Raw genomic sequence first — 24,023 nt, 5'->3', positions numbered from 1 at the left:
GTGGCGCAACCGATAACAGCCGAGGATTTCATCGCCTTTGACGCAGATCAGGCGCGGCTGGGTCAATTGCTGTTTTACGACAAGATCCTGAGTGGAAACAGGAATATTTCCTGCGGAACCTGCCATCATCATGACCTTGGTGGAAGCGACGGGTTGTCGCTGGGCATCGGAGAAGGCGGCACGGGACTTGGGCCAAAGCGCACCCCCGGTGACGGGCCGGACCGGATCACCAAACGTATCCCGCGCAATGCACCTGCGCTTTGGAACTTGGGGCACAAGGATGTGCGCGTGCTGTTCCATGACGGGCGGTTGGAATTCTCGGACATCTACGGCAACGGGTTTGACAGCCCTGCCGAGGAATGGCTGCCACAGGGATTGCAAAGCATTTTGGCCGCACAGGCCCTGTTCCCAATGACCGCACAGTTCGAGATGGCCGGGAATACCGGCGAGAACGAAATCATCGGTGCGGTGAAAGATCGGATCGACCTTGGCTGGCCGATCTTGGCCAAACGGGTGCGGACGATCCCGGACTACGGCCAGATGTTCGTCGATGCGTTCGACCATATCGACCGGCCCGAGGATGTGACCATCGTCGAGATCGGCAATGCGCTGGCCGCCTTTATCGGGACGGAATGGGCCAATTACGACAGCCCCTATGATGCGTTTCTGACCAACGGCACGCCCCTGCCCGAGGATGCCGAACGTGGTCGGCAGTTGTTCTTTGGGGAAGCGCGTTGTGCGCAATGCCATAATGGACCACTTCTGAGCGATCAGGACTTCCACGCGATGGCCCTGCCCCCCTTTGGCCCCGGACGCACCCGGCAATGGGATCCGATCCCGCGCGATGTGGGGCGGATGGGGGCGACCGATGATCTGGAGGATGCCTACCGCTTTCGCACGCCGCCGCTGCGCAACGTAGCCCTGACTGCGCCTTACGGCCACAATGGGGCCTATGCGCACCTGCGGGACATGGTGCGGCACATGGCAGATCCGGTCACAATGCGCGCCGAATGGACACCTGCGTTGGCCGCGCTGCCGCAGGTGCCGTGGCTGCAAGAGATCGACTTCGTGATCCAATCGGACCGGCTGGAAATGGAACGCAGCTCGGCAACGCTGGACGTGCGTCCGGTGTCGCTGAGCGAGGCACAGGTGGACGATTTGGTGGCATTTCTCGAGAGTTTGACGGGGGTCTCGGCATTGGAACGCCCCTTGGGCCGTCCGGCCACGGTTCCAAGCGGACTGCCGGTCGATTGACGCGCCAAGACGCGATGACGTGTTTTGCTAAATCCTTTACGGGGTTTGCCCTATCACGAGGCCTTGAGGAATTCCCGGATCACTGGCTGCTGTGACGGCTTTTTGGCAAGGCTCTTGAGCAGCTTGGCCAATTTCGGCTCGCTCACCCGCTTGGCCGCACTTTTGGGGCTGAACCACCGACGTTTGCGTTGATGCCGCTCTTTCCAAGTGCGTTTGAGCGTCTCGACAACCATCGGATAGACATCCACTTCGCATTTCAGCGATGTGCCATCCGCCAGTTTTTTCTTGTAGGTGTAGGTGCCGATCACTTCCTGACCAATATAGCCAATCGCGCCAGCCTCTTCCAAAGCTTCAATCTCGGCTGCGGCCCACGGCTTTTTGCCGTCCATTGTCCAGCCTTTCGGCATGATCCAACGGCGCGTTTCCCGCGAGGTGACCATCAGGACCTGAAAGGTTCCGTCCTTTTTCCACCGCATCGGCAGAGCTGCGATTTGTTTTCCAACTTCGGGCATATCAGCACCCACAATTTATAGTTATTATTGCTGCTACACACACAACATACGCCAGAACCATAAATTTTGCAAATTCACTTGGGGTGAGCGTATCACACTCAAAGGCCTGACACACGCTTAAGGTGTCCCAAAACTTCATCTACGCCTTGATCGTGGCGGATGGCGGCGAACACGAACGGACGGCCTTCGCGCATCTTGGTCGCGTCCCGGTCCATCACCTCGAGCGAGGCGCCCACATGCGGCGCGAGGTCGGTTTTGTTGATCACCAGAATATCCGACCGGGTCAGTGCGGGACCGCCCTTGCGCGGGATTTCTTCGCCCGCAGCCACGTCGATCACATAAAGCGTCACATCAGCCAGTTCCGGGCTGAATGTGGCCGACAGGTTGTCGCCACCGGATTCGATCAACACCACTTCGACATCCGGGTGACGGCGGACCATCTCGGCCACGGCGGCAAGATTGATCGACGCGTCTTCGCGGATCGCGGTGTGGGGGCAACCGCCGGTTTCCACCCCGATGACCCTGTCCTGCGGCAGGATCTGCATCCGCATCAGCGCCTCGGCGTCTTCCTGCGTGTAGATGTCATTTGTGATCACACCCACCGAATGGGTGTCTTTCAGCCTTTTTGCCAGCGCCGCCGTGAGCGAGGTTTTACCTGCGCCAACAGGGCCACCAATACCAACACGAAGGGGACCATTGCGGGAGGTCATGTGCGGAAAATCCTTGGGCTGAGGGTTTCGTGACGCATCGCTGCGATATCGGCAGCAAAGCTCTGGCTGGTCAAATCGTCAAGCGTTTGAGTTTCGGTCTGCGCAGCAATTTCAGAGCAGAGCGGGGCCAAGGCAGCGACGATCCGCTGCGCCTCGGTCTGGCCCAGCGCCATCAGGCGTTGGCACGCAGCGACCACGGCGGCGACCCAGGCGTGGAGGTACATCTGCACAGCCATGGTCAGTGGCAAGCCGAGGTGTCTGATCCCAACGCCCAAGGCGACCGGGTAAGTGAGGTTGGTGGCGTCGATGCCCCAGTTGGACCGCAACTGGTCGCAGAACGCAGCCCCCTGCGCGTCGATCTCCAACAGGCGTTCACGGCTGGGGCAGAACGCGCGCGCGGTTTGGTCCACTTCCACCGGATCCATCCCGCTGGCCGCCGCGCGGATCAAGATGGCGTCACTTGCGCCGTTGCCGTCGTGCAGCATATCCGACAGCCAGTCCTCGACCGTCAAGGGTGTCACCACCCTGTCGGCAATCGCCTGTTCCAACCCGCTGGAATAGGCGAATGCGCCGATGGGAAAGCCCGGCGACAGCCATTGTGCCAGCGTCAGGATCGGGTCAGTGGGCGTGCGAATGAGTCCGTCCATGGCCGTAGGCTCCTCCCTCCGGGGTGAAAGGTTCGACACGTTCAGTGACCGTCGCGCCCAGCTTTCCCAGCATGTCGCGGATCACATGATCTGGCTGGATCAGCAGGCGCGTTGCTTCGACCTGACAGGGGGTGTGTCGGTTGCCGATATGCCAAGCAAGGCGGACGAGGTTCTCCCCTGTGATTTCCAAGAGTGGTTCAGGGGCCGCGACCACTTCGACCTCGCGCCCATCGTCGAGTTTGATCGCACCGCCATGGTCAAGCGAAGTGGTTTGTTCAAGGTCGAGCAGGAACTCGAGTCCGCCATCGGTTGTGAGGACACGCCGCCGCAAGAAGCGGGACTCGTAGCTGAGCGAGATACGGTCAGCGGGCGTGCCGTGGGTATGGTTGTGGTAGTGTGAGGCAGTGAGCATGTGGTTGGTCCTTATGAGGTCAGCGCCCAGCACGGGCGGCCCCCGACTGCCCCCGCGGTCGGTCGCTGCCCTCGGTTCGTGTGGCGTTTGTCATCAAAACAGGAAATACCGCTGCGCCATCGGCAGAACCTCGGCGGGTTCGCACACCAGCAATTCCCCATCCGCCCGCACCTCATAGGTCTCGGGGTTCACCTCGACTTTCGGTGTTGCGGTGTTCAACTTGAGGTCTGATTTGCCAATCCCGCGCGTATTCTGCACTGCGAGCGTCTTTTTTGCGATCCCCAGCTTTTCGCCGATGCCGTCCGCCTGCGCCGCCTCGGACACAAAGATCACGGCAGAGTTTTCGACGCTGCGCCCATAGGCCCCCCACATCGGACGGGTATAAACCGGCTGCGGGGTTGGGATCGACGCATTGGGGTCGCCCATCTGCGCACAGGCAATCGTGCCACCGATCAGTACCATTTCGGGCTTCACACCAAAGAACGCCGGATGCCAGAGCACGAGATCGGCGCGCTTGCCTTCCTCGATGCTGCCAATCTCGCGGCTGATGCCGTGGGCGATGGCCGGGTTGATGGTGTATTTCGCCACATATCGGCGCACGCGCATGTTGTCGTTGTCGCCGGTTTCTTCGGCCAGCGCACCGCGCTGCTTTTTCATTTTGTCGGCGGTCTGCCAGGTACGAATGATCACCTCGCCCACGCGGCCCATCGCCTGACTGTCGGACGCGATGATCGAAAACGCACCCATGTCGTGCAGGATATCCTCCGCCGCGATGGTCTCGCGCCGGATGCGGCTTTCGGCGAAGGCGATGTCTTCGGGGATGGATTTGTCGAGGTGGTGGCACACCATGAGCATGTCCAGATGCTCTTCCAGCGTGTTGACGGTGAAGGGGCGTGTCGGATTGGTCGAAGACGGCAACACGTGTTCTTCGCCACAGATCTTGATGATGTCCGGCGCGTGTCCGCCGCCTGCACCTTCGGTGTGGAAGGCGTGGATCGTGCGGCCCTTCATCGCTTTGACGGTGTGTTCGACAAAGCCAGACTCGTTCAGCGTGTCGGTGTGGATCATCACCTGCACGTCCATCGCATCGGCCACCGTCAGACAGCAATCTATGGCACCGGGGGTGGTGCCCCAATCCTCGTGCAATTTCAACGCACAGGCGCCTGCCTTGACCTGCTCTTCCAATGCGGCTGGCAGGGAAGCATTGCCTTTACCCGCAAAGGCAAGGTTCATCGGAAACGCATCGGCAGCCTGCAACATGCGCCCGATATGCCACGGGCCGGGCGTGCAGGTGGTGGCCAATGTGCCATGCGCGGGGCCGGTGCCGCCACCCAGCATGGTGGTCAGGCCGGAATGCAGCGCGTCCTCGATCTGTTGCGGGCAGATGAAGTGGATGTGGCTGTCGAACCCGCCAGCGGTCAGGATGCGGCCCTCACCGGCAATCGCCTCGGTTCCCGGTCCAACGATGATGTTCACCCCCGGCTGGGTGTCGGGGTTGCCCGCCTTGCCGATCTTGTAGATGCGGCCATCGCGCAGGCCGACATCGGCTTTGTAGATGCCGGTATAGTCCACGATCAGCGCGTTTGTGATCACAGTATCCACTGCGCCCTCGGCCCGCGTGGCCTGCGACTGGCCCATGCCGTCGCGGATCACCTTGCCGCCCCCGAACTTGACCTCTTCGCCGTAAACCAGCGCATTTGCACCGCTGCCCCCGGCTGTCGCCGCGCCTACGGCTTCGGCAGTCAGGTCGCGTTCAACCTCAATGATCAGGTCAGTATCCGCAAGCCGCAGCTTGTCACCCACGGTGGGACCGAACATGGCGGCGTAATCGGCGCGTTTGATCTGTGCTGGCATATCAGGCCCTCTTCAATCCACGTTTCGTCAGGCGTTTGTGATTGGCACGGGTCGCCTGCCGGATCGGCTTGATCGCAAGCGCGACCACCACGTCCGGAGACTTGCCGGCGATTGCAGCAATCGACGCGTCTGTTGTGCCTTTGACAAAGGCAAAGACCTTTTCGTTGAGCATGCGGCTGTTCTCGGATTTTGGCACCGACCACAGCCCAACCGCGCCCATGGCCCGCATGGCGATGACGCTTTGCGCCTCGGCCATCACAAAGCTCAATTGCAGGCCATTGATCCAATAATCCATTGCCGTGACGATTTTCGCCATCAGAGGTCTCCCATGACCTTTTGGTTAAAGCCGATGACCCGGCGCGCACCACCCAGCGGAATCAATTGAACTTCGCGGCGCTGACCCGGTTCGAACCGCACCGCGGTGCCCGGCGCGATATCGAGCCTGTGGCCGCGCGCGGCGTCACGATCGAAATCCAAAGCCGGGTTGGTTTCGGCGAAATGGTAATGGCTGCCCACCTGAACCGGCCTGTCGCCCGTGTTCGCCACCATCAGCGTGATCGCCGGGCGGTCAGGATTCAGGGTCAGCGACCCGTCTGCTGGAAACAGCTCTCCGGGAATCATTTGCGCTTCCGGATTTTGCCGAAGGCCAACCCGCCTGCCACAGCGATCAGGCCCAGCGCACTGACGATCGCCAACCAATGCGCACCATCATGCGGGTGCACATGGGCGCCGGGATGCGCCAACGCAGAGGACGCCCAAACCAAGGACGCAGCAGCCAAAGCAAGACCGTTTTTCATTTCAAAACCCTTTCGCTTCTTCTTTTTACAAATATGCAAATTCAACGGATCGGATTGTGCACCGTCACCAGTTTTGTGCCGTCCGGAAACGTCGCCTCCACCTGCACCTCGTGGATCATCTCGGGCACGCCCTCCATGCACTGGTCGCGCGTGATCACCTGCGCGCCCGCCTGCATCATGTCAGCCACGCTGCGCCCATCACGCGCACCTTCGACCACCACGTCGGTGATCAGCGCGATCGCTTCGGGGTGGTTGAGCTTCACGCCACGTTCAAGGCGTTTGCGCGCCACGATGGCCGCCATGGCAACCAGCAGCTTATCTTTTTCACGGGGGGTGAGGTTCATGTCTTATAGTCTCCAGGATCGCGGCAGGGCGTCACCACTCAGCCGATCAAGAACAGGAATGAGGGTGCGGCGCAGCGCGTACCCGTCTTCCGCCAATGCACGAAGGACCAGCACACCCGCCCGTACAAGCGACACACCAGCCGTGGGCGGCAGCATCGCGCGGATCGGATCAAGATGTGCCTCGGCTTCCGGCGCTGCAAAAACCACCAGCGCCATGGCACGCGCACCGCCGCCCAGCGCGGGTTTGTCGAGGAGGGCGGTGATGTCACCGTTCAAAGTGCTGGCATCGCGGAACACCTGCTCTCCATCACGTTCCAAGGTCAGGCTGTCGGCAAAGCGGGCCTGCGTGACCACCTCACCCATGGCCAAGCGGCCAAAGAGCACGGGTTCCACCACCAGCAGGCGGGCGTCGGACGCCATCTTGATGGTCAATGACCTGCGCAACGCCCCGTTTTGGAACAGGATGGTTTCCTGCGGCAGCCAATCGACACGCGCTCCGGACTCAACTGTCACGAGGTTGCGTACCCGTGCGGTGGTGTCGTCGGCGGTGCGGTAGACACGTTCCGCAGCTTGCGTGGTCAGGCGAAGCCGCGAACCCGTCTGTGCAGTGGCGGCAATGGATAATGTATCGCCACCCGTCAGCCCACCGGAGGTGTTCAGGATCACGCCTTCAACCGCATCCCGCGCCGGGGTCATCAAAATCTTGGCGGATCCGGTCTGGTGCAGATCGGCCAGCGCCGACACCCCATCGGCGCGCGCTTTGGCGGCGATGTGCAGCTTGCCATGGGATCGCGGCGGCAAGGTGGTGAGGGCGGTCAAATGAGTCATGTTGTCGGCACGCTAACAATCCGTCGCAGCCGAGTTCCAACTCATTTCGCGGAGCGACCTCAAAACAGGCGTATTGCGCCACCAATCGCGGGGGTCTTCAAAACTGAACGCCCACAAATTGGGCGGCCGTTTGAATTTCGCACATTATCCAATCAAAAATGAATCAGCAGCATCACGACTCTGGCGCGCATTCGGGCAGTTGGTTCAGCATCATGTCGCGGGACGGGCGAAACCCATCCGGCAAGTCCTGCAAAACCTCGTCCACTACCTCGGCGCTCAGCGCGGCCACCTCGCAGGAATAATCGCCAAACGTGCCATCGGGGTTTTCGGCCTGCCATTCCCGGAAATCCTGGGTCTCGAAGGCAACAGCGGCGCCAGCACCGACCACCGGGATCGCCACCAGCGCGCGACGCAGCCGCGCCTTGGCCTTGGTCCTGGCCACTACGCGGGCGAGTTCCTTGCGATGTGCCAAAGCGGCGGCTGATGCGCTGGCTGTTGCGGACGCGACTTGTGCCGACAGCGTCAGCGCCTGCACCCCGAGCGCCAGCGCACTGACCGCCAAGGCACCGCAAAGCCATATCAACAGAACCGTGTTGCGCAGCCATCCGAAAACACGAAACACCGGGCTAGCGCAGGCTTTGCAACAAGGCTTGCGACGGCGTACCGGTGACAGGCAATCCACGGCTGGTCTGATAAGCACGGATCGCGCTTTCGGTGTTAGACCCAATCACGCCATCTGCCCCCTGCGTGTCAAAGCCCCGTGCGGTCAAGCGTTGTTGCAAGGTGATCCGGTCCGATTTGGTCAGCCCATTTGCGTCGGGTGGAAATTCCATCCGCAAAGGCCCTGCCCCGCCGATCCGGTCGGACAGGTGACCGACCCCGATCGCATAGGCGTCGGAGTTGTTGTAGCGCTTGATGACCCGAAAATTCGCAGTAGTGGCAAAGCGTGGCCCGCCCGGTTGCGGCTGCAGAGACCCATTGGGCGATTCACTCCCCCAAGAGACGCCCCGCTGCCAGCCGTTGCGTTGCAGGTAAGCGGCGGCAGAGGCCAAAGCATCCGTCGGATCATCCGACCAGATGTCGCGCCGCCCGTCGCCGGTATAATCCACTGCGAATTGCAGGAACGAGGTCGGGATGAATTGCGTATGCCCCATGGCACCTGCCCAGCTTCCGGTCATTTGCGAGGCTGGGATGTCGCCGTTCTGGATGATCCGCAACGCTGCGATGAGCTGTTGTTCGAAAAACCGACCGCGCCGCCCGTCAAAGGCCAAGGTCGAGGTGGCCGAGATCACAGGGACTTCGCCACGCCGTTCGCCGTAAAAGCTTTCCAGCCCCCAAATGGCGCAGATGATTGTCGCATCAACGCCGTAACGGCTTTCCAATGCGTTCAGCGTTCCGCGATGGCGGGCAAACGCGGCGCGCCCCTTTTGAACGCGTTCATCGGATGCTGCGATAGCCAGATAGTCTTCGAGACTGCGTTTAAATTCGGTCTGATTGCGGTCGCGTGTGACCACGCCCGGCAGGTAACCGGTGCCGCGAAAGGCTGCGCTCAGCGTGGTTTGGGAAATCCCCTGCGCCGCCGCCCTGCCCCGAAACGATGTCACCCAGGAGTCATAGGCCGCGTTCGGAACGGGCCGCAGATCGGCGGGCAGCCCTGTTGGGGTGCTGGTGCTCACGCTTCCCGGCACCGCGCGGGAACATGCGGACAGGCCAAGGCCCAAAAGCCCCAGCCCGAATAGGCGTCGATTGATCTGCATCGGTCTGCTCACCTCTTGATGCGTTTTGATTGTATTGTGAGGCCAAGTCGCCTGTCACACAATGGGTGGCTTAAACAGCAGGGGTTTTGCGCGGATGCCCGCAAATCCGGCACCCCTTAACAGAGCCTTGGTCCAGCCCATCACCAGACTTTTCTTTTGCACGAATCCCAGCCAGTCTGGCGCAAAGTCTTCAGGAGGACCCGATGGAGGCCAGCTTCTCACGCCGTAAACTGCTGACACCAACTGAACTGCGCAGTCTGACGGAACGTTCGGACATGCAGGGCGCGATCCAGATGGGAAGCCATCTGGGTGCGATCCTGATCGTCGGCGTGCTGCATGCGCAGGCGATGGGCACGGGGTGGGTCTGGGTTACAGGTTTTGCACTAGGTGTGCTGATCAACTTCCTCTACGCCGCACAGCACGAGTTGAGCCATGCAACTGTGTTCAAGACGCGCAGCCTCAACGAGATATTTGGCAGGATCATCGGGTTCGTCCAAATCTTCCCGCGTGACTATGACCAGGTCATGCATTTCGCGCATCACCAGTACACGCAGGATTGGGAACGCGACGGAGAGCTGGTGCGCGAACCTTATACGCTAACCACCTACCTGCTTTGGCTGTCGGGCATCACCTATTGGCGGAACCGGGTGTTCGGCGTGGTGCGCAGGGCGCGGGGTGTGATCGTGGAGCCGTTCATCCGGCCTGAGGAAGAGGCCAAGGTCATTCGCGAAAGCCGTATCCACATTGGGCTCTATGCAGGGGTCGCGGTGATGTCGCTGGTGACGGGAAGCTGGGCTGCGCTGACCTTTTGGCTGATCCCGATGGTCCTGACCAAGCCTGTGCATCAGTTGCAGAACACCATCGAACATCTGGGGCTCAGCCACGAGAACGACATCCTTGAAAACACCCGGTCCACCCGCACCAACGCGTTCTTTCGCTGGCTCTGCTGGCAGATGCCCTACCACACCGCGCATCACACCTTTCCCGCCGTGCCGTTCTGGAAGCTGCGCGAATTGAACGACAAGATCGAAGGAGCCGCTGGTGAGGTGCACCGCATGGGCTGGATCGAGTTCCAGATCGAGGTGATCCGCAAGTTGATGGCCAAGGACGAAAGCCAATACCCGATGAACGAGGTCTGGATCGTGCCCATGTCAGGCGGCCGCACCCGCCGGGTGCCTGCCGAGTGAGGCGGCTTCAGGTTTACACCTCGCTCTGGGCGATGCAGCCGCATGACCAGACGGGCGTGAAACTGCCCTATGATCAGGTCTGCGAGATGGTTGCCGGTACCGGCTTCGACGGCATGGCGATTGATCTGGGTGCGTCAGATGTAGCGGTTGCCCATGCCGTGCGCCCGCATATGGAGGCCAACGGCCTGACGCCGCTGATTGTGGCCTTCCCCAAGACGATTGAAAGCCTTGAAGACACTCTGCACATGGCCGTCGATTTTGGCGCGCCGTTTGTCGATGTGATCGGTCAGGTGATGCCGATTGCCTTGGACGACATGATCCCGGTGATCGAGACATGGATGGCGATGTCCGACCGCATCGGTATGCCGATCCAGTTCGAGACTCACCGCAACTGCATCACCAACGACCTTTACACGACATTGCAACTGCTCGACCGCATCCCCGAGATGCGCATCTGTGCGGACTTGTCCCATTACGTGGTGGACCGGGAATTCTGGTTTCCCCTGTCGGATCATGACCTTGGGCTGATCAGCCGCGTCCTGAAACGCTCGGACAGCTTTCAGGGTCGCGTGGCAAGCCGTCAGCAGATCCAGCTGCAACTGGATTTCCCGCAGCATCAGAAATGGGTCGACCTCTTCAAGAGCTGGTGGCGCGAAGGCATGGCGGATTGGCGCAGCCGAAACGCCTCTGGCGATTGCATCTTCGTCTGCGAGCTTGGCCCGCCCGAATATGCGATGACAGGCCCGGACGGGCGCGAGATGTCGAACCGCTGGGACGAGGCACAGGTGATCCAACACTGGGTGCGCGAGATCTGGGCGGATTTGGGCGGCAACACCTGACCGGCTGAACAGATTTGACACCCGGGCGTTTCCTGCCAAAGTGCGCGCCAATGCGTTCCAAGGACAGCTCGATCATATGACCAACCCCTGTATCATCTGCGTCGCCATCACAGGATCATTGCCGACAAAGGCCGACAATCCCGCGGTTCCGACCTCTGTCGCGGAACAGATCGAAAGCACGCATGAAGCCTTTGAGGCAGGTGCCACCATCATGCACGCCCATGTGCGCAATGAGGATGAGACGCCAAGCTCTGATCCGGAAAAATTCGCGCGTCTCAAGGAAGGTGTCGAAAAGCACTGCCCCGGGATGATCGTGCAATTGTCCACCGGGGGTCGCTCTGGCGCCGGACAGACACGCGGTGGGATGCTGCCGCTGCGGCCTGATATGGCGTCATTGTCGGTTGGGTCGAACAACTTTCCGACCCGTGTTTATGAGAACCCGCCTGATCTGGTTGCGTGGCTGGCCTCGGAGATGAAGGCGTACGACATCAAGCCCGAGATCGAGGCCTTTGATCTGTCGCACATCTTCCGCGCCGCGGCGATGCATCAGGCCGGAGAAATCAAGGACACGCCCTATGTGCAGTTTGTCATGGGTGTGAAGAACGCAATGCCCGTGGATCGCGAAGTGTTCGATTTCTACATCCACACGGTTAAGCGGCTGTTCGGTGACACGACGCCTTGGTGTGCCGCCGGGATCGGGCCGAACCAGATCGTGCTGAACGAATGGGCGATCTCGTCTGGTGGCCATGCGCGGACTGGCCTCGAGGACAATATCCGCTTCGATCGCAACACGCTTGCGCCCTCGAACGCCGCTTTGGTCAAACGGGCGGTGGATCTCTGCGAGAAATATGAACGCCCAGTCGCCACGTGGCAGCAGGCGCGTGAGATGCTTGGGTTGCGCAAGGTCGCCTGACCCACGCGTGACCTTCGTTGTTTCACAAATACTTTGGGGCGTGGCCGCCGTTGGCGGACGGGGGCACCCCGCCCGTTTCCATCAATGGAAACAGCCGATGCATCAACGCATCAAGGCACGTACCGGACAATAAGCGCGACGGTGTTCCGTTGACGATACGCGCAATATGCGCCGACGTACCTTGTATCCAGCCACCAACCGACAAAAGAAAAACCCCCGCATTCGGGATGCGGGGGTTCAATTGTCTCAGCTGATCAGATGGATCAGTTGTCGTCGCCCGACTTGAGCGCCGCACCAAGGATGTCACCCAGCGATGCACCGGAATCGGAGGAACCGTACTGCTGTACCGCCTCTTTCTCTTCCGCGATCTCAAGTGCCTTGATCGACAGACCCAAGCGACGGGTCTTGCTGTCCACGTTGGTCACGCGCACATCGACCTTGTCACCCACCGAGAAACGCTCAGGGCGCTGGTCAGCACGATCACGCGACAGGTCGGAGCGGCGAATGAAGGACTTCATGCCTTCGAATTCCACTTCGATACCGCCTTCTTCGATGGCAGTGACCTGAACGGTGATGACCGAGCCACGCTTGGTGCCGCCAACCGCTTCGGCGAACTTGTCACCACCCAGCGCTTTGACGGAAAGCGAGATGCGCTCTTTCTCGACATCCACTTCGGTGACAACGGCCTGAACCATGTCGCCCTTGCGGTAGTTCTGGATCGCGTCTTCGCCACGCTCGTCCCACGACAGGTCGGAGAGGTGAACCATGCCGTCGATGTCGCCGTCGAGGCCAACGAACAGACCGAATTCGGTGATGTTCTTGACTTCGCCTTCGACCTCGGTGCCCTCGGGGTGTGTTTCTGCAAACACTTCCCATGGGTTGCGCATGGTTTGCTTGAGGCCCAGAGACACGCGGCGCTTGGCACCGTCGATTTCCAGAACCATGACTTCGACTTCCTGCGAGGTCGATACGATCTTGCCCGGATGGACGTTTTTCTTGGTCCAGGACATTTCAGACACGTGCACCAGACCTTCAACACCCGGCTCCAGCTCAACAAATGCGCCGTAATCGGTTATGTTGGTCACGCGGCCCATGTGTACCGACTCGAGCGGATACTTGGCAGCAACCAGATCCCACGGATCTTCCTGCAGCTGCTTCATGCCGAGGCTGATGCGGTGCGTGTCTTTGTTGATCTTGATGACCTGAACCTTGACGGTTTCCCCGATTGTGAGGATTTCCGACGGGTGGTTCACACGGCGCCATGCCATGTCGGTCACGTGCAGCAGGCCGTCTACGCCGCCAAGGTCCACGAACGCACCGTATTCAGTGATGTTCTTGACCACACCATCGACTGCCTGACCTTCGGTGAGGTTGCCAATGACTTCGGCGCGCTGTTCGGCGCGGGACTCTTCGAGGATCGCGCGGCGCGACACAACGATGTTGCCACGGCGACGGTCCATCTTGAGGATCTGGAACGGCTGCTTGAGACCCATGAGCGGGCCTGCGTCACGCACAGGGCGCACATCGACCTGCGAGCCGGGAAGGAACGCAACAGCGCCGCCGAGATCGACAGTAAAGCCGCCTTTGACACGACCGAAGATCGCGCCTTCGACGCGGGCGTCGTCGGCATAGGCCTTTTCAAGGCGATCCCATGCTTCTTCACGGCGCGCCATTTCGCGGGAGATAACCGCTTCGCCGCGCGCGTTCTCTGCGGAGCGCAGAAACACCTCGACTTCGTCGCCGACAGACAGGTCGGGCGCTTCGCCGGGGTTTGCAAATTCTTTAAGATCAACGCGGCCTTCCATCTTGTAGCCTACGTCGATGATGGCTTGGCCCGCTTCGATTGCGATGACCTTGCCTTTGACAACGGACCCTTCGTCCGGTGTGTCCATTTCGAGGCTTTCGTTCAAAAGCGCTTCGAATTCTTCCATAGATGCGTTCATAGCCATGTGGCGTCAGTTTCCTTTACGTATCATTTATCTGGCCGTGCGGTTGTCTCCGCCGGTCTGGGGTGGTGTCCGCGCTTGCGGCGAACGGGATTGGTCAAGGCATCCTCAAAACAAAGAGGGCCGGTGATTGCCGACCCCTGCTCGATCTTCGTTCGCGGCGTTGTTTGCCTTTTAGCGACGCGCGGGCCATAGCAGAGCGCGTGGTACTGCGCAAGTGTGCGGCGCGCGCTTGGCTGCTATTGGCGGCCTTCGGCGCAATTTTAAGCGTTTCAACCCGTGCGGCGCGCCTCAACCGCCGCAATAGCGGCCGCAATGGCCGCATCCACGTCCAGCTTGGAGGTGTCGATCATCACCGCGTCATCAGCCGGGCGCAGAGGTGCATCGGCGCGGTTCATATCGCGGTCATCCCGGGCTTGGACATCAGCCAGAACAGTATCGAAATCGGTATCGAACCCGCGTTCGGCCAATTCCGTCAATCGCCGCTGCGCGCGCACTTCGGCGCTGGCGGTGACAAAGAGCTTCACCTCGGCCCGCGGGCAGATGACCGTACCAATATCGCGCCCGTCCATGACTGCGCCGCCCGATCGACGGGCAAAGGCGCGCTGAAAATCAAGAAGGGCTGCACGGACCTCGGGGATCACCGCCACTTTTGACGCCGCCTGTGCCACGTCAGCTGTACGCAGGTCGGGGTTTTCAAGATCCCCCGCCACAAGGGTGTGCGCGGCTGAAATCGGGTCTTGGCCCTGCAACATCCGCGCGCCGACAGCGCGGTAGAGCAGCCCGGTGTCAAGATGAGCGAGGTCGAAATGCGCCGCGACCGCTTTGCTGATCGTGCCTTTACCAGCAGCGGCGGGGCCATCGATGGCGACTGTGAATGGGGACATCATGCCGGTTTCCGAAAGGTCATGTAATGCGGCATCCGCTTTTCCCGCAACGCCTTCATTTCGTACCGGGTCGAGTACCAGTCTTCCCAAGGGTGCCGCCAATCACTTGGCCCCTCGGCCAACCAGTCGAACCCGGCCTTTGGCACTTCGATCAGGGTTTGACGGACATAATCGGGAATGTCGGTGGCGACGCGGAACTCGGCACCCGGCTTGAGAACCTGAAACAGCGGTGCAAGATGCTCTTGCGTCACAAAGCGGCGACGGTGGTGACGTTTCTTCGGCCAGGGGTCGGGATAAAGTAAAAAGGCTTTTTCCACCGATCCGGCGGGTAGCACGTCAAACAGATCACGCGCATCACCGGGATGGACGCGCAGGTTAGAAACACCTGACTCGCGGATCTTACCCAAAAGCATCGCCACGCCGTTTATGAAAGGCTCACAGCCGATGATGCCCACCTCCGGATAGGTCTGCGCCTGATGGACAAGGTGTTCGCCGCCGCCGAATCCGATTTCAAGCCAGAGCGGCTTGCCATCGAAGACAGCGCTCAGATCAAGTGGCATGCGGTCGGGGTTTTCCTCCCACGACACTGCGCCGGGGCTCAGCGCGTCAAGATCGCTTTCGAGGTAGTCCTTTTGGTTCGGGCGCAGGGTCTTGCCCTTGAACCGGCCATAGAAGTTGCGCCACGGCGCGCCTGAGGGGTGTTTGGTCTCTGTCATGGCGCGCGGTTTAGCGATTGCAACACGCTCTCGCAACGGAGGTCTGCGTTTTTGTCGGCATCACGGGTCGATCAGGATGGAACCCAGCACTTCAAGACGGTCCTCTGCGTGGCGCACCACAAGCACTTCGCCGGATCGGGTCGTCTGGCCTGTCACGGCGCGGATATTGACCTGATGGGTGACGATGAAGGGGCGGTCCGTGCGATCAGCAAGAACGGTCAGCGCCTCGGCGGTCTGGCTGTCGCGAGTCGAGAAATCCTGAAAGAAGGAATTGAACGCGGGCACCTCTTGAACCGGGCCAAGGCTCAAAAGGTCAGCAGTGTCCCGGCAGCGGCACCACTGGCTGGTCAGCACGACATCAAAAGCATGCCCACGGTCAAGGAACGCCTGACCAATGCGGGAGGCCTGATCCCTGCCCTGCTGGCTGAGGTTGCGCTGGGTGCTGCAATCGCCCACCGTCAGATTGGCAGGGTCGCCCGTCCCCGGCGCAAGAGCATGCCGCATGATCGCAAAGGCGCCAGGGCTTTCCAGCGCATCCCAATCATTTGCAAGCGCGATCCCCGGAAGCATCAAGATCAGAAAGATCAGGTGTTTCAACATATCCTGCCCCTATTGGTGATTTCACCCCGGGACATAGTGTTCTGTCGCAAAAGGAAAATCGGGCCGGGCATATGTGCCCGACCCGGTTTGATGTTTCAGACAGACGTCTTGAGCGCGTCCACAAGATCAGTGCGTTCCCAGCTGAAGCCGCCATCCGCTTCGGGCGCACGGCCGAAATGGCCATAGGCCGCGGTGCGTTCGTAGATCGGCTTGTTCAGCTCCAGATGCATGCGAATGCCGCGCGGGGTGAGGTCCATCACCTTTGGGATCGCCAATTCGATTGCGGCTGCATCGACATCGCCCGTGCCATGCGTATCGGCGTAGATTGACAACGGCTTTGACACACCGATGGCATAGGAAAGCTGAATCGTGCAGCGTTCGGCCATGCCGGCGGCAACCACGTTCTTGGCGAGATAACGCGCGGCGTAAGCGGCGGAACGGTCCACCTTGGTCGGGTCTTTGCCTGAAAAGGCACCACCACCATGCGGGGCCGCACCACCATAGGTGTCGACGATGATCTTGCGGCCCGTGAGGCCCGCGTCCCCGTCAGGACCACCAATCACAAACGTGCCTGTCGGGTTGACCCACCATTCGGTGGCATCGGTGATCCAGCCATCCGGCAGAACTTCGCGGATATAGGGTTCGACAATCGCACGGATGTCGGCAGAGCTTTGGCTTGCGTCGGCATGCTGCGTGGACAGAACGATTGAGGTCACGCCCATCGGTTTGCCGTTTTCATAACGAACCGAGATCTGCGACTTGGCATCTGGGCGCAGCAGAGGCTCGGCCCCGGATTTGCGCACCTCGGCCAAGCGGCGCAGAATTGCGTGGCTGAACTGGATCGGCGCGGGCATGAGCGCGTCGGTTTCGTTGGTGGCATAGCCAAACATGATGCCCTGATCGCCAGCACCTTCGTCCTTATCACCGCTGGCGTTCACGCCCTGCGCGATATGCGCGGATTGCTGGTGCAGCAGGTTGGTGATCTCGCAGGTGGCGTGGTGAAACTCGTCCTGCTCGTAACCGATGTCCTTGATACAGGCGCGGGCAATATCCGGGATACGCTCCATATAGGTTTGCAGGCGGGTCTGATCCGACAGCCCCACCTCTCCACCGATAACGACACGGTTGGTCGTGGCGAAGGTTTCGCAGGCCACCCGGGCTTCGGGTTCTTCGGAAAGAAAGGCATCAAGGATCGCGTCCGAGATACGGTCACAGACCTTATCCGGGTGGCCCTCGGAGACGGATTCCGAGGTGAAGATATAATTCTGTCGGGACATAAGTGCTCCATTGGGGTCTGCCGTCACGTCAGGAAGCCGTTGTGACGGGAATGATAATCTGCGTTACGCGTCAGGCTCTGCCGGGTCAATGGGGTTGCGCCGTTTCCACAGCAGCAGAGTCGCAAATGCCACGATCAGAGCGGTCAGAGCGAGCCAATCGCCTGTGCGGCTGTAAAGCGTAGGCGCGCGTTTGGAAGGTAGAGGCACATCAAGGAACCCTGCCCGGCCAAGCGGGATGGCGCCAACAGTCCGGCCCGCCGGGTCGATCATCGCCGAGATGCCGGTATTGGCCACACGGATCATCGGCAGTCCCTGTTCAATGGCGCGCAGGCGAGCTTGGACCAGGTGCTGTTGTGGGCCAGCATTGATGCCGAACCATGCATCGTTGGTGATCTGAAGCAGCATGTCCGGACGCGTCGGCGCACCGTTGACGTCCTGTGGGAAGACGGCTTCGTAGCAGATCAGCGGCAAAGCTGTGCCCAAAGCCCCCAGGTCGATCAGCGCAGGACCGGGGCCGGCGGTGTATCCTGCTTCAGCGCGTGTCGCGAGACCGAGGATGTTGAACCGCGCAAACAACGGTGCTGCTGGCATGTATTCCCCGAAGGGCACAAGGTGGTGCTTGTCGTACAGCTCAGCCACCTGTCCCGTACCGTCCAGCGTGACGAGGGAATTGTAGTAGCGCCCCTGCTCTTCGCGCTGGATGCCCAGAACGACCGGTGTGCCAGCGGCGGCATCTGCAATCACTTCGAGCGCCGGACCCGCATTGTCGAGCAGGTTCGGCACAGCTGTTTCCGGCCAGACAATAAGATCGGGTTTGGGCAGTTGCGCGGTGAAATCCACCTGACGGTTAAAGAACATCGGGATGAAATCGCGGTCCCATTTCTGGTGCTGCGGCGCGTTGGGCTGGATCAGGCGCACGATTGGGCGACCGTCCAAATCCTGCACCGGAGGCGCAATGATAGTGCCGCCAGCCCAAAGGAGGATGATCCCCCCCAGAGCGCTTAGACCGAATTTCACGGTTCGCGCAGTGGTGACACATGCCACCATTGCGGCGAGCGCCAAGGTCAGCAGTGTCATCCCGTGCGGACCGATGACAGAGTGCCATTGCGCCACTGGCGTCGGCGCCCAGACATAACCAACAAGCCCCCACGGAAAGCCCGTCAGGATATAGGCACGTGCCAGTTCGATGGCGGCCCAGCACAGCACGATACCGAACATGCCGTGGTGCAACCGACGCCCTATCCAGAACGCAGCGGCCCAGAGAAGCGCGAGGCCCGCCGCCAATCCGACCAGCGCAAAGGGCGCCATCCAGCCCGTGGCGGCTGCATCCACTGCAAAGGGTTCGACGATCCAATGCATCGACAGGGCGAAATACCCGGTTCCGAACAGCCATCCTGTCCAGCCCGCAGATCGTGCGCTTGTGGCACGCCGCGCAAGATACAGAAGTCCGACCAGAGCGGTCAGCGCCAACGCCCATAGGTCAAACGGGGCCTGACCCAAGGCAAAGACGCCACCAAGACACACTGCGCCAAGGCGGCGAAAGACACGCATGGATCAGGCGGAGCGCGCGGTGGCTGCAGCAGGCTCGGCAAGCTCGCGAGCGCGGGCTGAGTCGCTGGCGGCCGTCGTCTTGAGGCGCACACGCATCCGCTTGATCCGGCGCGGATCTGCATCGATGACCTCGAATTCGGGGCCTTCGGGATGCGGGACCACTTCTCCGCGCGCGGGCACATGACCGGCCAACATGAAGACAAGACCACCCAGCGTATCGATCTCTTCGCCGTCGATATCATCGTGATCGGTGAGGTTCAGCCCGATCTCGGCTTCGAATTCTTCCAGAGGTGTGCGGGCAAAGGCCAAGTAGACGCCCGGTTTCTCGCGTGAGAAATTGGTGGCTTCATCAAGGTCGTGTTCGTCTTCGATTTCACCGATCACCTGTTCGATCAGGTCTTCAATGGTCACCAAACCGTCAACACCACCATATTCGTCGATCACCAGCGCCATATGCCGCCGCTCGGTCTGCATCTTGGCGAGCAAAACACCAATCGGCATAGACGGCGGTACAAACAGCAAGGGCCGAAGCATCTGTTTGAGATCGAATTCGCTGCTCTTGCCATTAAAGCCGTATTTGAGCGCGAGGTCCTTTAGATGGGCCATGCCCACGGGTGTGTCGAGCGTGCCACTATAGACCGGCAATCGGGTCAGGCCGCTTTCGCGGAACACATCCACAAGTTCGGATTTGGTGATGGTGTCTGCGACAGACACGATGTCCGCGCGGGGGACCGCAACGTCTTCGACCCGCATACGGCGCAGGTTCATCATGCCATCAATCGGAGACATTGATCGGGATATTTCCGGCGCCGGAGCGGTGTCGGTCACTTCAGCCGTGCCGCCCATCCAATTGCGCAGACGTGAAAAAAGACCACGTCCCGGTTGTGTTTCAGTCATCTCGTGCGCGCGATGCGCTGCGTTAGACGAGTCGTCGTTGTCGCCCATTTTTTCCTGTTCCGGTGGTGGCCAATTGGCCCGTACTAGCCCCTATATGGGTCCGCAATACCCATTTTGCCAAGTATCTTCGTCTCCAACCCTTCCATCAGCGTGGCATCGCGGTCACGAACATGGTCATAGCCCAGAAGATGTAACACTCCGTGAACGATCAAATGGGTGACATGATCGGCCATATCTTTGCCCACAGCGTCAGCCTCGCGCAGGCAAGTATCATAGGCGATGGCGATGTCGCCAAGGCTTTCGCCCATCATCGGATCGGGCGGCGGTGGCGGGTGTGGTCGCGCGCCGTCTTCATCCGCCGCGAGATCGTAGCTTGGCCAGCTGAGCACATTGGTTGGCGTCGGTTTGTCGCGGAATTCGGCGTTCAGATCGGCGATCCGCGCATCGTCACAGGCGAGGATCGCGATTTCATAGCCATCAACTGGAAACCCGAGATATTCCAGTGCCTTGAGCGCAGCATCCTCGGCCAGAGCGTCAAGTCCCGCCTCTTCCCAGCGAGGGTCTTCAATCACGATGTCGGTCAGCGTGGTCACTGCTTATGTCTTGGGGGCTCTGCCCCCAAACCCCCGGAGTTTATTTGGCAAGATGAAGATCAGGGCGTTTCCGCGTCGTTCTCGTAAGCCTCGATGATCGCGGCCACAAGCGGGTGGCGCACCACGTCCTTGGATGTGAAGTAATTGAAACTGATCTTCGGGATCGTCTTGAGCAGCCTTTCCGCATCGGCAAGCCCCGAGGCAACGCCGCGCGGCAGGTCGATCTGGGTGCGGTCACCGGTGATCACCATGCGCGAACCTTCGCCGAGACGGGTCAGAAACATCTTCATCTGCATCGACGTGGCGTTTTGCGCCTCGTCCAGAACCACGAAGGCATTGGACAGCGTCCGACCGCGCATGAACGCGAGCGGCGCGATTTCTACGGTCTTTTCCTCGATCATCTTGGCCAATTGCTTGCCCGGAAGAAAATCGTTCAGCGCGTCGTAGAGCGGCTGCATGTAGGGATCGACCTTGTCCTTCATGTCGCCGGGCAGGTAGCCCAGCTTTTCGCCCGCCTCGACCGCGGGGCGGGACAGGATGATCTTGTCGACCTGCCCCGTGATGAACATGTTCACGCCCACCGCGACCGCAAGGTAAGTTTTGCCGGTGCCTGCAGGACCGATGCCGAAAGCCAGTTCATTTTCGAAGAGCGACCGGACATAGGCCTTTTGCGCGTCGGTGCGTGGCTCTACCAGTTTCTTGCGGGTCTTGATTTCGACCGGACCACCTTCGAACATTTCGATCTGCCGGTCGGGGCCGGTGTCTTCGGGGGCCATACGGAATTCGCGGTCGATGTCGCCGGGTGACACGGTGCGCCCTTGTTCGAGCCGCTGGTAGAGCGCCATCAGCACATCGCGCGCTTCGGACTGTGCATCGGGTTCGCCGTGGATGGCCAACTGATTCCCTCGGCGTAGGATCTGGACCCCGAGACGAGTTTCGATTTCGGTCAGATTGCGGTCGTATTCGCCGCAAAGGTCGATGAGCAAACGGTTATCTGGAAATTCTACAAGCGCTTCTGACAAGGTGTCTGTGGTCACGCGGGTCTCCGGTGCAAGGGTGTCGAGAACAGGGTGGCAAGTTCCATCACGCGGTGCAAGCGGTCACCCCTTCTGTCACAGGACATCCCCAATCAAAGATGTAGAGCCGCCCTTAAAGTCGCCAATGGCGGTGTTGCGTTCGTTGGCATTGCCGGAACAGACAGGTTTGCCGGTGGGATCAAGGCGTGGCGAGAGATAGCCTTCAACGCCATCGTCGATGATCCAGTGGTCACAGCCGTTCGGGTCAATCCAGATGCCCGCCTGAAGTTGGCTGAGTGGCTTGCTGTCGATGCCGCGGTCAAAGCTTTTATCATCACCGACAGATTCGCATCCAGCGAGAGTGACGCACAGTCCGAAAAGCGAAATGGCGCGGATCATGGCGGGGCTCCTCAGCGCAGGCACAGGATTTCCACCCGGCGATTTTCGGCCATTCCGGCGGAGTTGGCATTGCTGGCGATGGGGCGGCTTTCGCCGAAGCCCCGCACCGAATAGATGCGCGCGCCGGCTTGCTGGGCGATTTGAGCGACCGCGCGGGCGCGCCGTTCGCTCAGCGCCATGTTCGATGCATCAGAGGCACGACTGTCGGTGTGGCCTTCGATCACGAACCCATTGGCGCGGTTGGACGCGAAGAAGCTGCGCAGGCTATTGGCACCGCCCGGCGCAATCGTGGCGCTGCCGGTGGCGAACATCGTATCGGTCGGCACAATCGCACAACGGCTGATCTTGTGGCACACGGGTGTGCCGTTGCGACGCAGATGTGGGCTCATGAAGCCTTCGACGCCATCATCCATGACCCAGTGTTCGCAGCCATCGGGATCAATCCATATGCCGGGCACGTAGCGTTCGCCCTGCTGCGCGGACGCAATCTGGGGCACGGCCAGCGCGATACTCAATACCAATGCGGACAACCGCCCTATCATTCCCGCATCTCCCGGCTGTGGCGACGCCCTATTCCGGGAAAGGGCGTCCGATTCACCCTCATACTACCAAAGACAGCGGTTCAGGGAAGAGCGAACCTCTATATATCGCGGCGCACCCTTAGATGATGTGTCATTTGGCCAACGCACCCTTGAGCGAGTTGCGCCCCGAGTCGATGATCTTCACACGGCGCAGGTCACCGGCGTTGAGCCCGTCTGCTTCGACATGGACGGCATGAAGGTGGTCGGATTTGCCCACCATCTGGCCTGGCAAGCGGCCCGGCTTTTCAAAGAGCACACCAACTTCTTTGCCGACCATGGCGTCCTGTGCCGCCTTCTGCTGTTCGGTGATGAGCGCTTGAAGGCGTTGCAAGCGGTCATCCTTGACGTCTTCGGGAAGTTGGTCGCGTTCTGCCGCCGGAGTGCCGGGGCGTGTGGAATATTTGAAGCTGTAGGCGTAGCCGTAATTCGACGCGCGGATGATGTCCAAGGTCGCCTGGAAATCCTCTTCGGTCTCTTCCGGGAAACCGACGATGAAATCGCCCGACAACAGAAGGTCTGGGCGAGTCTTGCGCAACTTTTCGATGATTGCGAGGTAGCTTTCCGCCGTATGCTGGCGGTTCATGCGCTTGAGGATGCGATCAGAACCAGATTGCACAGGCAGGTGCAGATACGGCATCAGTTTCGGGCACGTGCCATGTGCCTCGATCAATTCATCGGTCATGTCGTTGGGATGGCTGGTGGTGAAGCGGATCCGCTCCAGTCCGTTGATGTCGTTGAGTGCCCAGATCAGGCGAGCAAGCGACCAGTCGTCGCCCTCACACGCGCCGTGATACGCGTTGACGTTTTGACCCAGCAGAGTGATCTCGCGCACGCCTCGCTCCACCAGATCGCGGGCCTCATGCAGGATGCGGTCGGCGGGGCGGCTGACTTCGGCTCCGCGTGTATAGGGCACAACGCAGAACGCGCAGAATTTATCACAGCCTTCCTGCACGGTGAGGAATGCCGTCGGGCCGCGCTTGGCTTTAGGCCGGTTTTTCAGAACCTCGAACTTGTCTTCTTCAGGGAAATCGGTGTCGAGCGCCTTTTCGCCGTTCTGAACTTTAGCCTCCAACTCGGGCAGACGGTGATAGCTTTGCGGGCCTACCACCAGATCGACCATCGGCTGGCGGCGCATGATTTCCTGCCCCTCGGCCTGTGCGACGCAGCCCGCCACACCGATTTTGAGATCGGGCTTCTCAGCTTTGAGGCCCTTGTAGCGCCCCAGTTCGGAATAGACCTTCTCTGCCGCCTTTTCCCGGATATGACAGGTGTTGAGCAAGATCATGTCCGCATCGTCGGGCGTCTGCGTTTCGACATACCCCTGCCCGCCCAGCGCTTCGGCCATGCGTTCGCTGTCATAGACGTTCATCTGACAGCCATAGGTCTTGATAAAGAGCTTCTTCGGTTCGGACATGGGCCAATCCTCCGGGGCAAGGTTCAGGGCGTCGCGATACCGCATGTCACCCCTGTCTTGCAATGCACGCTTTTTTCATCGACTTTGTGCAA

General features: G+C 60.4%; 28 protein-coding genes and 1 riboswitch. Of the genes, 4 read left to right on the top strand and 24 right to left on the bottom strand.

Annotation, left to right across the window (positions count from 1 at the left end; genetic code table 11):
* The gene (locus MCRY_RS07130) at nucleotides 1–1,254 is read left to right on the top strand and encodes a cytochrome-c peroxidase (RefSeq protein WP_138488037.1); all 1,254 of its coding nucleotides are present in this window, start codon (nucleotides 1–3) and stop codon (nucleotides 1,252–1,254) included.
* Nucleotides 1,255–1,307: 53 nt separating this feature from the next.
* Here MCRY_RS07130 and MCRY_RS07125 read toward each other — a convergent pair whose 3' ends face one another.
* The 12 genes from MCRY_RS07125 to MCRY_RS07070 form a co-directional block, all read right to left on the bottom strand.
* Complete coding sequence (locus tag MCRY_RS07125) at nucleotides 1,308–1,766, bottom strand: NUDIX hydrolase (protein WP_085628803.1); 459 nt, start codon at nucleotides 1,764–1,766, stop codon at nucleotides 1,308–1,310.
* 98 nt (nucleotides 1,767–1,864) lie between these two features.
* On the bottom strand, nucleotides 1,865–2,476 hold the full coding sequence (gene ureG, locus MCRY_RS07120) for an urease accessory protein UreG (protein ID WP_085628802.1): 612 nt from the start codon (nucleotides 2,474–2,476) through the stop codon (nucleotides 1,865–1,867).
* Complete coding sequence (locus MCRY_RS07115) at nucleotides 2,473–3,123, bottom strand: urease accessory protein UreF (protein ID WP_085628801.1); 651 nt, start codon at nucleotides 3,121–3,123, stop codon at nucleotides 2,473–2,475. Before MCRY_RS07115 ends, ureG begins: the two co-directional genes overlap by 4 nt.
* A complete protein-coding gene (locus tag MCRY_RS07110) occupies nucleotides 3,095–3,535 on the bottom strand; it encodes an urease accessory protein UreE (RefSeq protein WP_085628800.1) in 441 nt (146 codons plus the stop codon). The genes MCRY_RS07115 and MCRY_RS07110 overlap by 29 nt, the downstream gene beginning before the upstream one ends.
* 93 nt (nucleotides 3,536–3,628) lie before the next feature.
* A complete protein-coding gene (gene ureC, locus MCRY_RS07105; RefSeq protein ID WP_085628799.1) occupies nucleotides 3,629–5,389 on the bottom strand; it encodes an urease subunit alpha in 1,761 nt (586 codons plus the stop codon).
* 1 nt (nucleotide 5,390) lies between these two features.
* The gene (locus MCRY_RS07100; protein ID WP_085628798.1) at nucleotides 5,391–5,705 is read right to left on the bottom strand and encodes a hypothetical protein; all 315 of its coding nucleotides are present in this window, start codon (nucleotides 5,703–5,705) and stop codon (nucleotides 5,391–5,393) included.
* Entirely contained in the window at nucleotides 5,705–6,010 is a 306-nt protein-coding gene (locus MCRY_RS07095; protein WP_085628797.1) for an urease subunit beta, read from the bottom strand. Before MCRY_RS07095 ends, MCRY_RS07100 begins: the two co-directional genes overlap by 1 nt.
* The gene (locus MCRY_RS07090) at nucleotides 6,007–6,186 is read right to left on the bottom strand and encodes a hypothetical protein (protein ID WP_085628796.1); all 180 of its coding nucleotides are present in this window, start codon (nucleotides 6,184–6,186) and stop codon (nucleotides 6,007–6,009) included. Before MCRY_RS07090 ends, MCRY_RS07095 begins: the two co-directional genes overlap by 4 nt.
* A 41-nt stretch (nucleotides 6,187–6,227) precedes the next feature.
* Nucleotides 6,228–6,530 (bottom strand): urease subunit gamma, encoded by a 303-nt coding sequence (locus MCRY_RS07085; RefSeq protein WP_085628795.1) that lies wholly within the window; start codon nucleotides 6,528–6,530, stop codon nucleotides 6,228–6,230.
* A gap of 3 nt (nucleotides 6,531–6,533) precedes the next feature.
* On the bottom strand, nucleotides 6,534–7,358 hold the full coding sequence (locus MCRY_RS07080) for an urease accessory protein UreD (protein ID WP_085628794.1): 825 nt from the start codon (nucleotides 7,356–7,358) through the stop codon (nucleotides 6,534–6,536).
* A 172-nt stretch (nucleotides 7,359–7,530) separates the two neighbouring features.
* Complete coding sequence (locus MCRY_RS07075; RefSeq protein ID WP_085628793.1) at nucleotides 7,531–7,980, bottom strand: hypothetical protein; 450 nt, start codon at nucleotides 7,978–7,980, stop codon at nucleotides 7,531–7,533.
* 4 nt (nucleotides 7,981–7,984) lie between these two features.
* Nucleotides 7,985–9,115 (bottom strand): lytic murein transglycosylase, encoded by a 1,131-nt coding sequence (locus MCRY_RS07070; RefSeq protein ID WP_085628792.1) that lies wholly within the window; start codon nucleotides 9,113–9,115, stop codon nucleotides 7,985–7,987.
* Between the two features lie 203 nt (nucleotides 9,116–9,318).
* Between MCRY_RS07070 and MCRY_RS07065 the strand changes: the two genes are divergently transcribed.
* From MCRY_RS07065 to MCRY_RS07055, 3 genes are all read left to right on the top strand, one after another.
* Complete coding sequence (locus MCRY_RS07065; protein ID WP_085628791.1) at nucleotides 9,319–10,302, top strand: fatty acid desaturase; 984 nt, start codon at nucleotides 9,319–9,321, stop codon at nucleotides 10,300–10,302.
* Nucleotides 10,299–11,141 carry a sugar phosphate isomerase/epimerase family protein gene (locus MCRY_RS07060; RefSeq protein WP_244897888.1) on the top strand — a complete coding sequence of 281 codons (843 nt, stop codon included), beginning with the start codon at nucleotides 10,299–10,301 and terminating at the stop codon, nucleotides 11,139–11,141. Before MCRY_RS07065 ends, MCRY_RS07060 begins: the two co-directional genes overlap by 4 nt.
* Nucleotides 11,142–11,217: 76 nt before the next feature.
* Nucleotides 11,218–12,054, top strand: a complete 837-nt coding sequence (locus tag MCRY_RS07055; protein WP_085628789.1) for a 3-oxoadipate:acetyl-CoA acetyltransferase — start codon at nucleotides 11,218–11,220, stop codon at nucleotides 12,052–12,054.
* A 263-nt stretch (nucleotides 12,055–12,317) separates the two neighbouring features.
* Here the strand turns inward: MCRY_RS07055 and rpsA are convergent, their stop codons facing one another.
* The 12 genes from rpsA to miaB all read right to left on the bottom strand — a co-directional run bounded on the left by rpsA (nucleotide 12,318) and on the right by miaB (nucleotide 23,931).
* On the bottom strand, nucleotides 12,318–14,003 hold the full coding sequence (gene rpsA, locus MCRY_RS07050; RefSeq protein ID WP_171046111.1) for a 30S ribosomal protein S1: 1,686 nt from the start codon (nucleotides 14,001–14,003) through the stop codon (nucleotides 12,318–12,320).
* Between the two features lie 269 nt (nucleotides 14,004–14,272).
* The gene (cmk, locus tag MCRY_RS07045) at nucleotides 14,273–14,890 is read right to left on the bottom strand and encodes a (d)CMP kinase (RefSeq protein ID WP_238939836.1); all 618 of its coding nucleotides are present in this window, start codon (nucleotides 14,888–14,890) and stop codon (nucleotides 14,273–14,275) included.
* A complete protein-coding gene (trmB, locus tag MCRY_RS07040; RefSeq protein ID WP_085628787.1) occupies nucleotides 14,887–15,603 on the bottom strand; it encodes a tRNA (guanine(46)-N(7))-methyltransferase TrmB in 717 nt (238 codons plus the stop codon). The genes cmk and trmB overlap by 4 nt, the downstream gene beginning before the upstream one ends.
* Nucleotides 15,604–15,663: 60 nt before the next feature.
* Entirely contained in the window at nucleotides 15,664–16,203 is a 540-nt protein-coding gene (locus MCRY_RS07035) for a histidine phosphatase family protein (RefSeq protein WP_171046112.1), read from the bottom strand.
* Nucleotides 16,204–16,298: 95 nt separating this feature from the next.
* Nucleotides 16,299–17,480 carry a methionine adenosyltransferase gene (gene metK / locus MCRY_RS07030; protein WP_085628786.1) on the bottom strand — a complete coding sequence of 394 codons (1,182 nt, stop codon included), beginning with the start codon at nucleotides 17,478–17,480 and terminating at the stop codon, nucleotides 16,299–16,301.
* Between the two features lie 3 nt (nucleotides 17,481–17,483).
* Nucleotides 17,484–17,531, bottom strand: a riboswitch (SAM-SAH riboswitch).
* Nucleotides 17,532–17,543: 12 nt separating this feature from the next.
* Complete coding sequence (lnt, locus tag MCRY_RS07025) at nucleotides 17,544–19,031, bottom strand: apolipoprotein N-acyltransferase (protein WP_085628785.1); 1,488 nt, start codon at nucleotides 19,029–19,031, stop codon at nucleotides 17,544–17,546.
* Nucleotides 19,032–19,034: 3 nt separating this feature from the next.
* Nucleotides 19,035–19,820: a hemolysin family protein gene (locus tag MCRY_RS07020; protein WP_409644555.1), complete on the bottom strand. Its 786-nt coding sequence runs from the start codon at nucleotides 19,818–19,820 to the stop codon at nucleotides 19,035–19,037.
* Between the two features lie 191 nt (nucleotides 19,821–20,011).
* Complete coding sequence (gene ybeY / locus MCRY_RS07015; RefSeq protein ID WP_244897887.1) at nucleotides 20,012–20,521, bottom strand: rRNA maturation RNase YbeY; 510 nt, start codon at nucleotides 20,519–20,521, stop codon at nucleotides 20,012–20,014.
* Between the two features lie 59 nt (nucleotides 20,522–20,580).
* Nucleotides 20,581–21,558: a PhoH family protein gene (locus MCRY_RS07010; RefSeq protein ID WP_085628783.1), complete on the bottom strand. Its 978-nt coding sequence runs from the start codon at nucleotides 21,556–21,558 to the stop codon at nucleotides 20,581–20,583.
* 75 nt (nucleotides 21,559–21,633) lie between these two features.
* A complete protein-coding gene (locus tag MCRY_RS07005) occupies nucleotides 21,634–21,936 on the bottom strand; it encodes a hypothetical protein (RefSeq protein WP_085628782.1) in 303 nt (100 codons plus the stop codon).
* An 11-nt stretch (nucleotides 21,937–21,947) separates the two neighbouring features.
* Complete coding sequence (locus MCRY_RS07000; protein ID WP_085628781.1) at nucleotides 21,948–22,478, bottom strand: OmpA family protein; 531 nt, start codon at nucleotides 22,476–22,478, stop codon at nucleotides 21,948–21,950.
* A gap of 130 nt (nucleotides 22,479–22,608) precedes the next feature.
* Nucleotides 22,609–23,931, bottom strand: a complete 1,323-nt coding sequence (gene miaB / locus MCRY_RS06995; protein WP_085628954.1) for a tRNA (N6-isopentenyl adenosine(37)-C2)-methylthiotransferase MiaB — start codon at nucleotides 23,929–23,931, stop codon at nucleotides 22,609–22,611.
* Nucleotides 23,932–24,023 lie beyond the last annotated feature (92 nt).

The organism is Marivita cryptomonadis (assembly GCF_002115725.1).
GTDB lineage: Bacteria > Pseudomonadota > Alphaproteobacteria > Rhodobacterales > Rhodobacteraceae > Marivita > Marivita cryptomonadis.
Note: the sequence above shows the minus strand (reverse complement) of the source record. Positions and strands in the feature narration are given on the sequence as shown.

Excerpts from the sequence above, each read along its gene's own strand:
- MCRY_RS07005 (WP_085628782.1), bottom strand. The coding sequence starts at position 21,936 with ATGATCCGCGCCATTTCGCTTTTCGGACTGTGCGTCACTCTCGCTGGA.
- miaB (WP_085628954.1), bottom strand. The coding sequence starts at position 23,931 with ATGTCCGAACCGAAGAAGCTCTTTATCAAGACCTATGGCTGTCAGATG.
- ureC (WP_085628799.1), bottom strand. The coding sequence starts at position 5,389 with ATGCCAGCACAGATCAAACGCGCCGATTACGCCGCCATGTTCGGTCCC.
- MCRY_RS07070 (WP_085628792.1), bottom strand. The coding sequence starts at position 9,115 with ATGCAGATCAATCGACGCCTATTCGGGCTGGGGCTTTTGGGCCTTGGC.
- MCRY_RS07110 (WP_085628800.1), bottom strand. The coding sequence starts at position 3,535 with ATGCTCACTGCCTCACACTACCACAACCATACCCACGGCACGCCCGCT.
- MCRY_RS07055 (WP_085628789.1), top strand. The coding sequence starts at position 11,218 with ATGACCAACCCCTGTATCATCTGCGTCGCCATCACAGGATCATTGCCG.
- MCRY_RS07000 (WP_085628781.1), bottom strand. The coding sequence starts at position 22,478 with ATGATAGGGCGGTTGTCCGCATTGGTATTGAGTATCGCGCTGGCCGTG.
- trmB (WP_085628787.1), bottom strand. The coding sequence starts at position 15,603 with ATGACAGAGACCAAACACCCCTCAGGCGCGCCGTGGCGCAACTTCTAT.
- MCRY_RS07080 (WP_085628794.1), bottom strand. The coding sequence starts at position 7,358 with ATGACTCATTTGACCGCCCTCACCACCTTGCCGCCGCGATCCCATGGC.
- lnt (WP_085628785.1), bottom strand. The coding sequence starts at position 19,031 with ATGCGTGTCTTTCGCCGCCTTGGCGCAGTGTGTCTTGGTGGCGTCTTT.
- MCRY_RS07125 (WP_085628803.1), bottom strand. The coding sequence starts at position 1,766 with ATGCCCGAAGTTGGAAAACAAATCGCAGCTCTGCCGATGCGGTGGAAA.
- MCRY_RS07095 (WP_085628797.1), bottom strand. The coding sequence starts at position 6,010 with ATGATTCCCGGAGAGCTGTTTCCAGCAGACGGGTCGCTGACCCTGAAT.
- MCRY_RS07065 (WP_085628791.1), top strand. The coding sequence starts at position 9,319 with ATGGAGGCCAGCTTCTCACGCCGTAAACTGCTGACACCAACTGAACTG.
- metK (WP_085628786.1), bottom strand. The coding sequence starts at position 17,480 with ATGTCCCGACAGAATTATATCTTCACCTCGGAATCCGTCTCCGAGGGC.
- MCRY_RS07115 (WP_085628801.1), bottom strand. The coding sequence starts at position 3,123 with ATGGACGGACTCATTCGCACGCCCACTGACCCGATCCTGACGCTGGCA.
- ureG (WP_085628802.1), bottom strand. The coding sequence starts at position 2,476 with ATGACCTCCCGCAATGGTCCCCTTCGTGTTGGTATTGGTGGCCCTGTT.
- cmk (WP_238939836.1), bottom strand. The coding sequence starts at position 14,890 with ATGATGTCCCCATTCACAGTCGCCATCGATGGCCCCGCCGCTGCTGGT.
- MCRY_RS07100 (WP_085628798.1), bottom strand. The coding sequence starts at position 5,705 with ATGGCGAAAATCGTCACGGCAATGGATTATTGGATCAATGGCCTGCAA.
- MCRY_RS07020 (WP_409644555.1), bottom strand. The coding sequence starts at position 19,820 with ATGTCTCCGATTGATGGCATGATGAACCTGCGCCGTATGCGGGTCGAA.
- MCRY_RS07090 (WP_085628796.1), bottom strand. The coding sequence starts at position 6,186 with ATGAAAAACGGTCTTGCTTTGGCTGCTGCGTCCTTGGTTTGGGCGTCC.
- MCRY_RS07035 (WP_171046112.1), bottom strand. The coding sequence starts at position 16,203 with ATGTTGAAACACCTGATCTTTCTGATCTTGATGCTTCCGGGGATCGCG.
- rpsA (WP_171046111.1), bottom strand. The coding sequence starts at position 14,003 with ATGGCTATGAACGCATCTATGGAAGAATTCGAAGCGCTTTTGAACGAA.
- MCRY_RS07085 (WP_085628795.1), bottom strand. The coding sequence starts at position 6,530 with ATGAACCTCACCCCCCGTGAAAAAGATAAGCTGCTGGTTGCCATGGCG.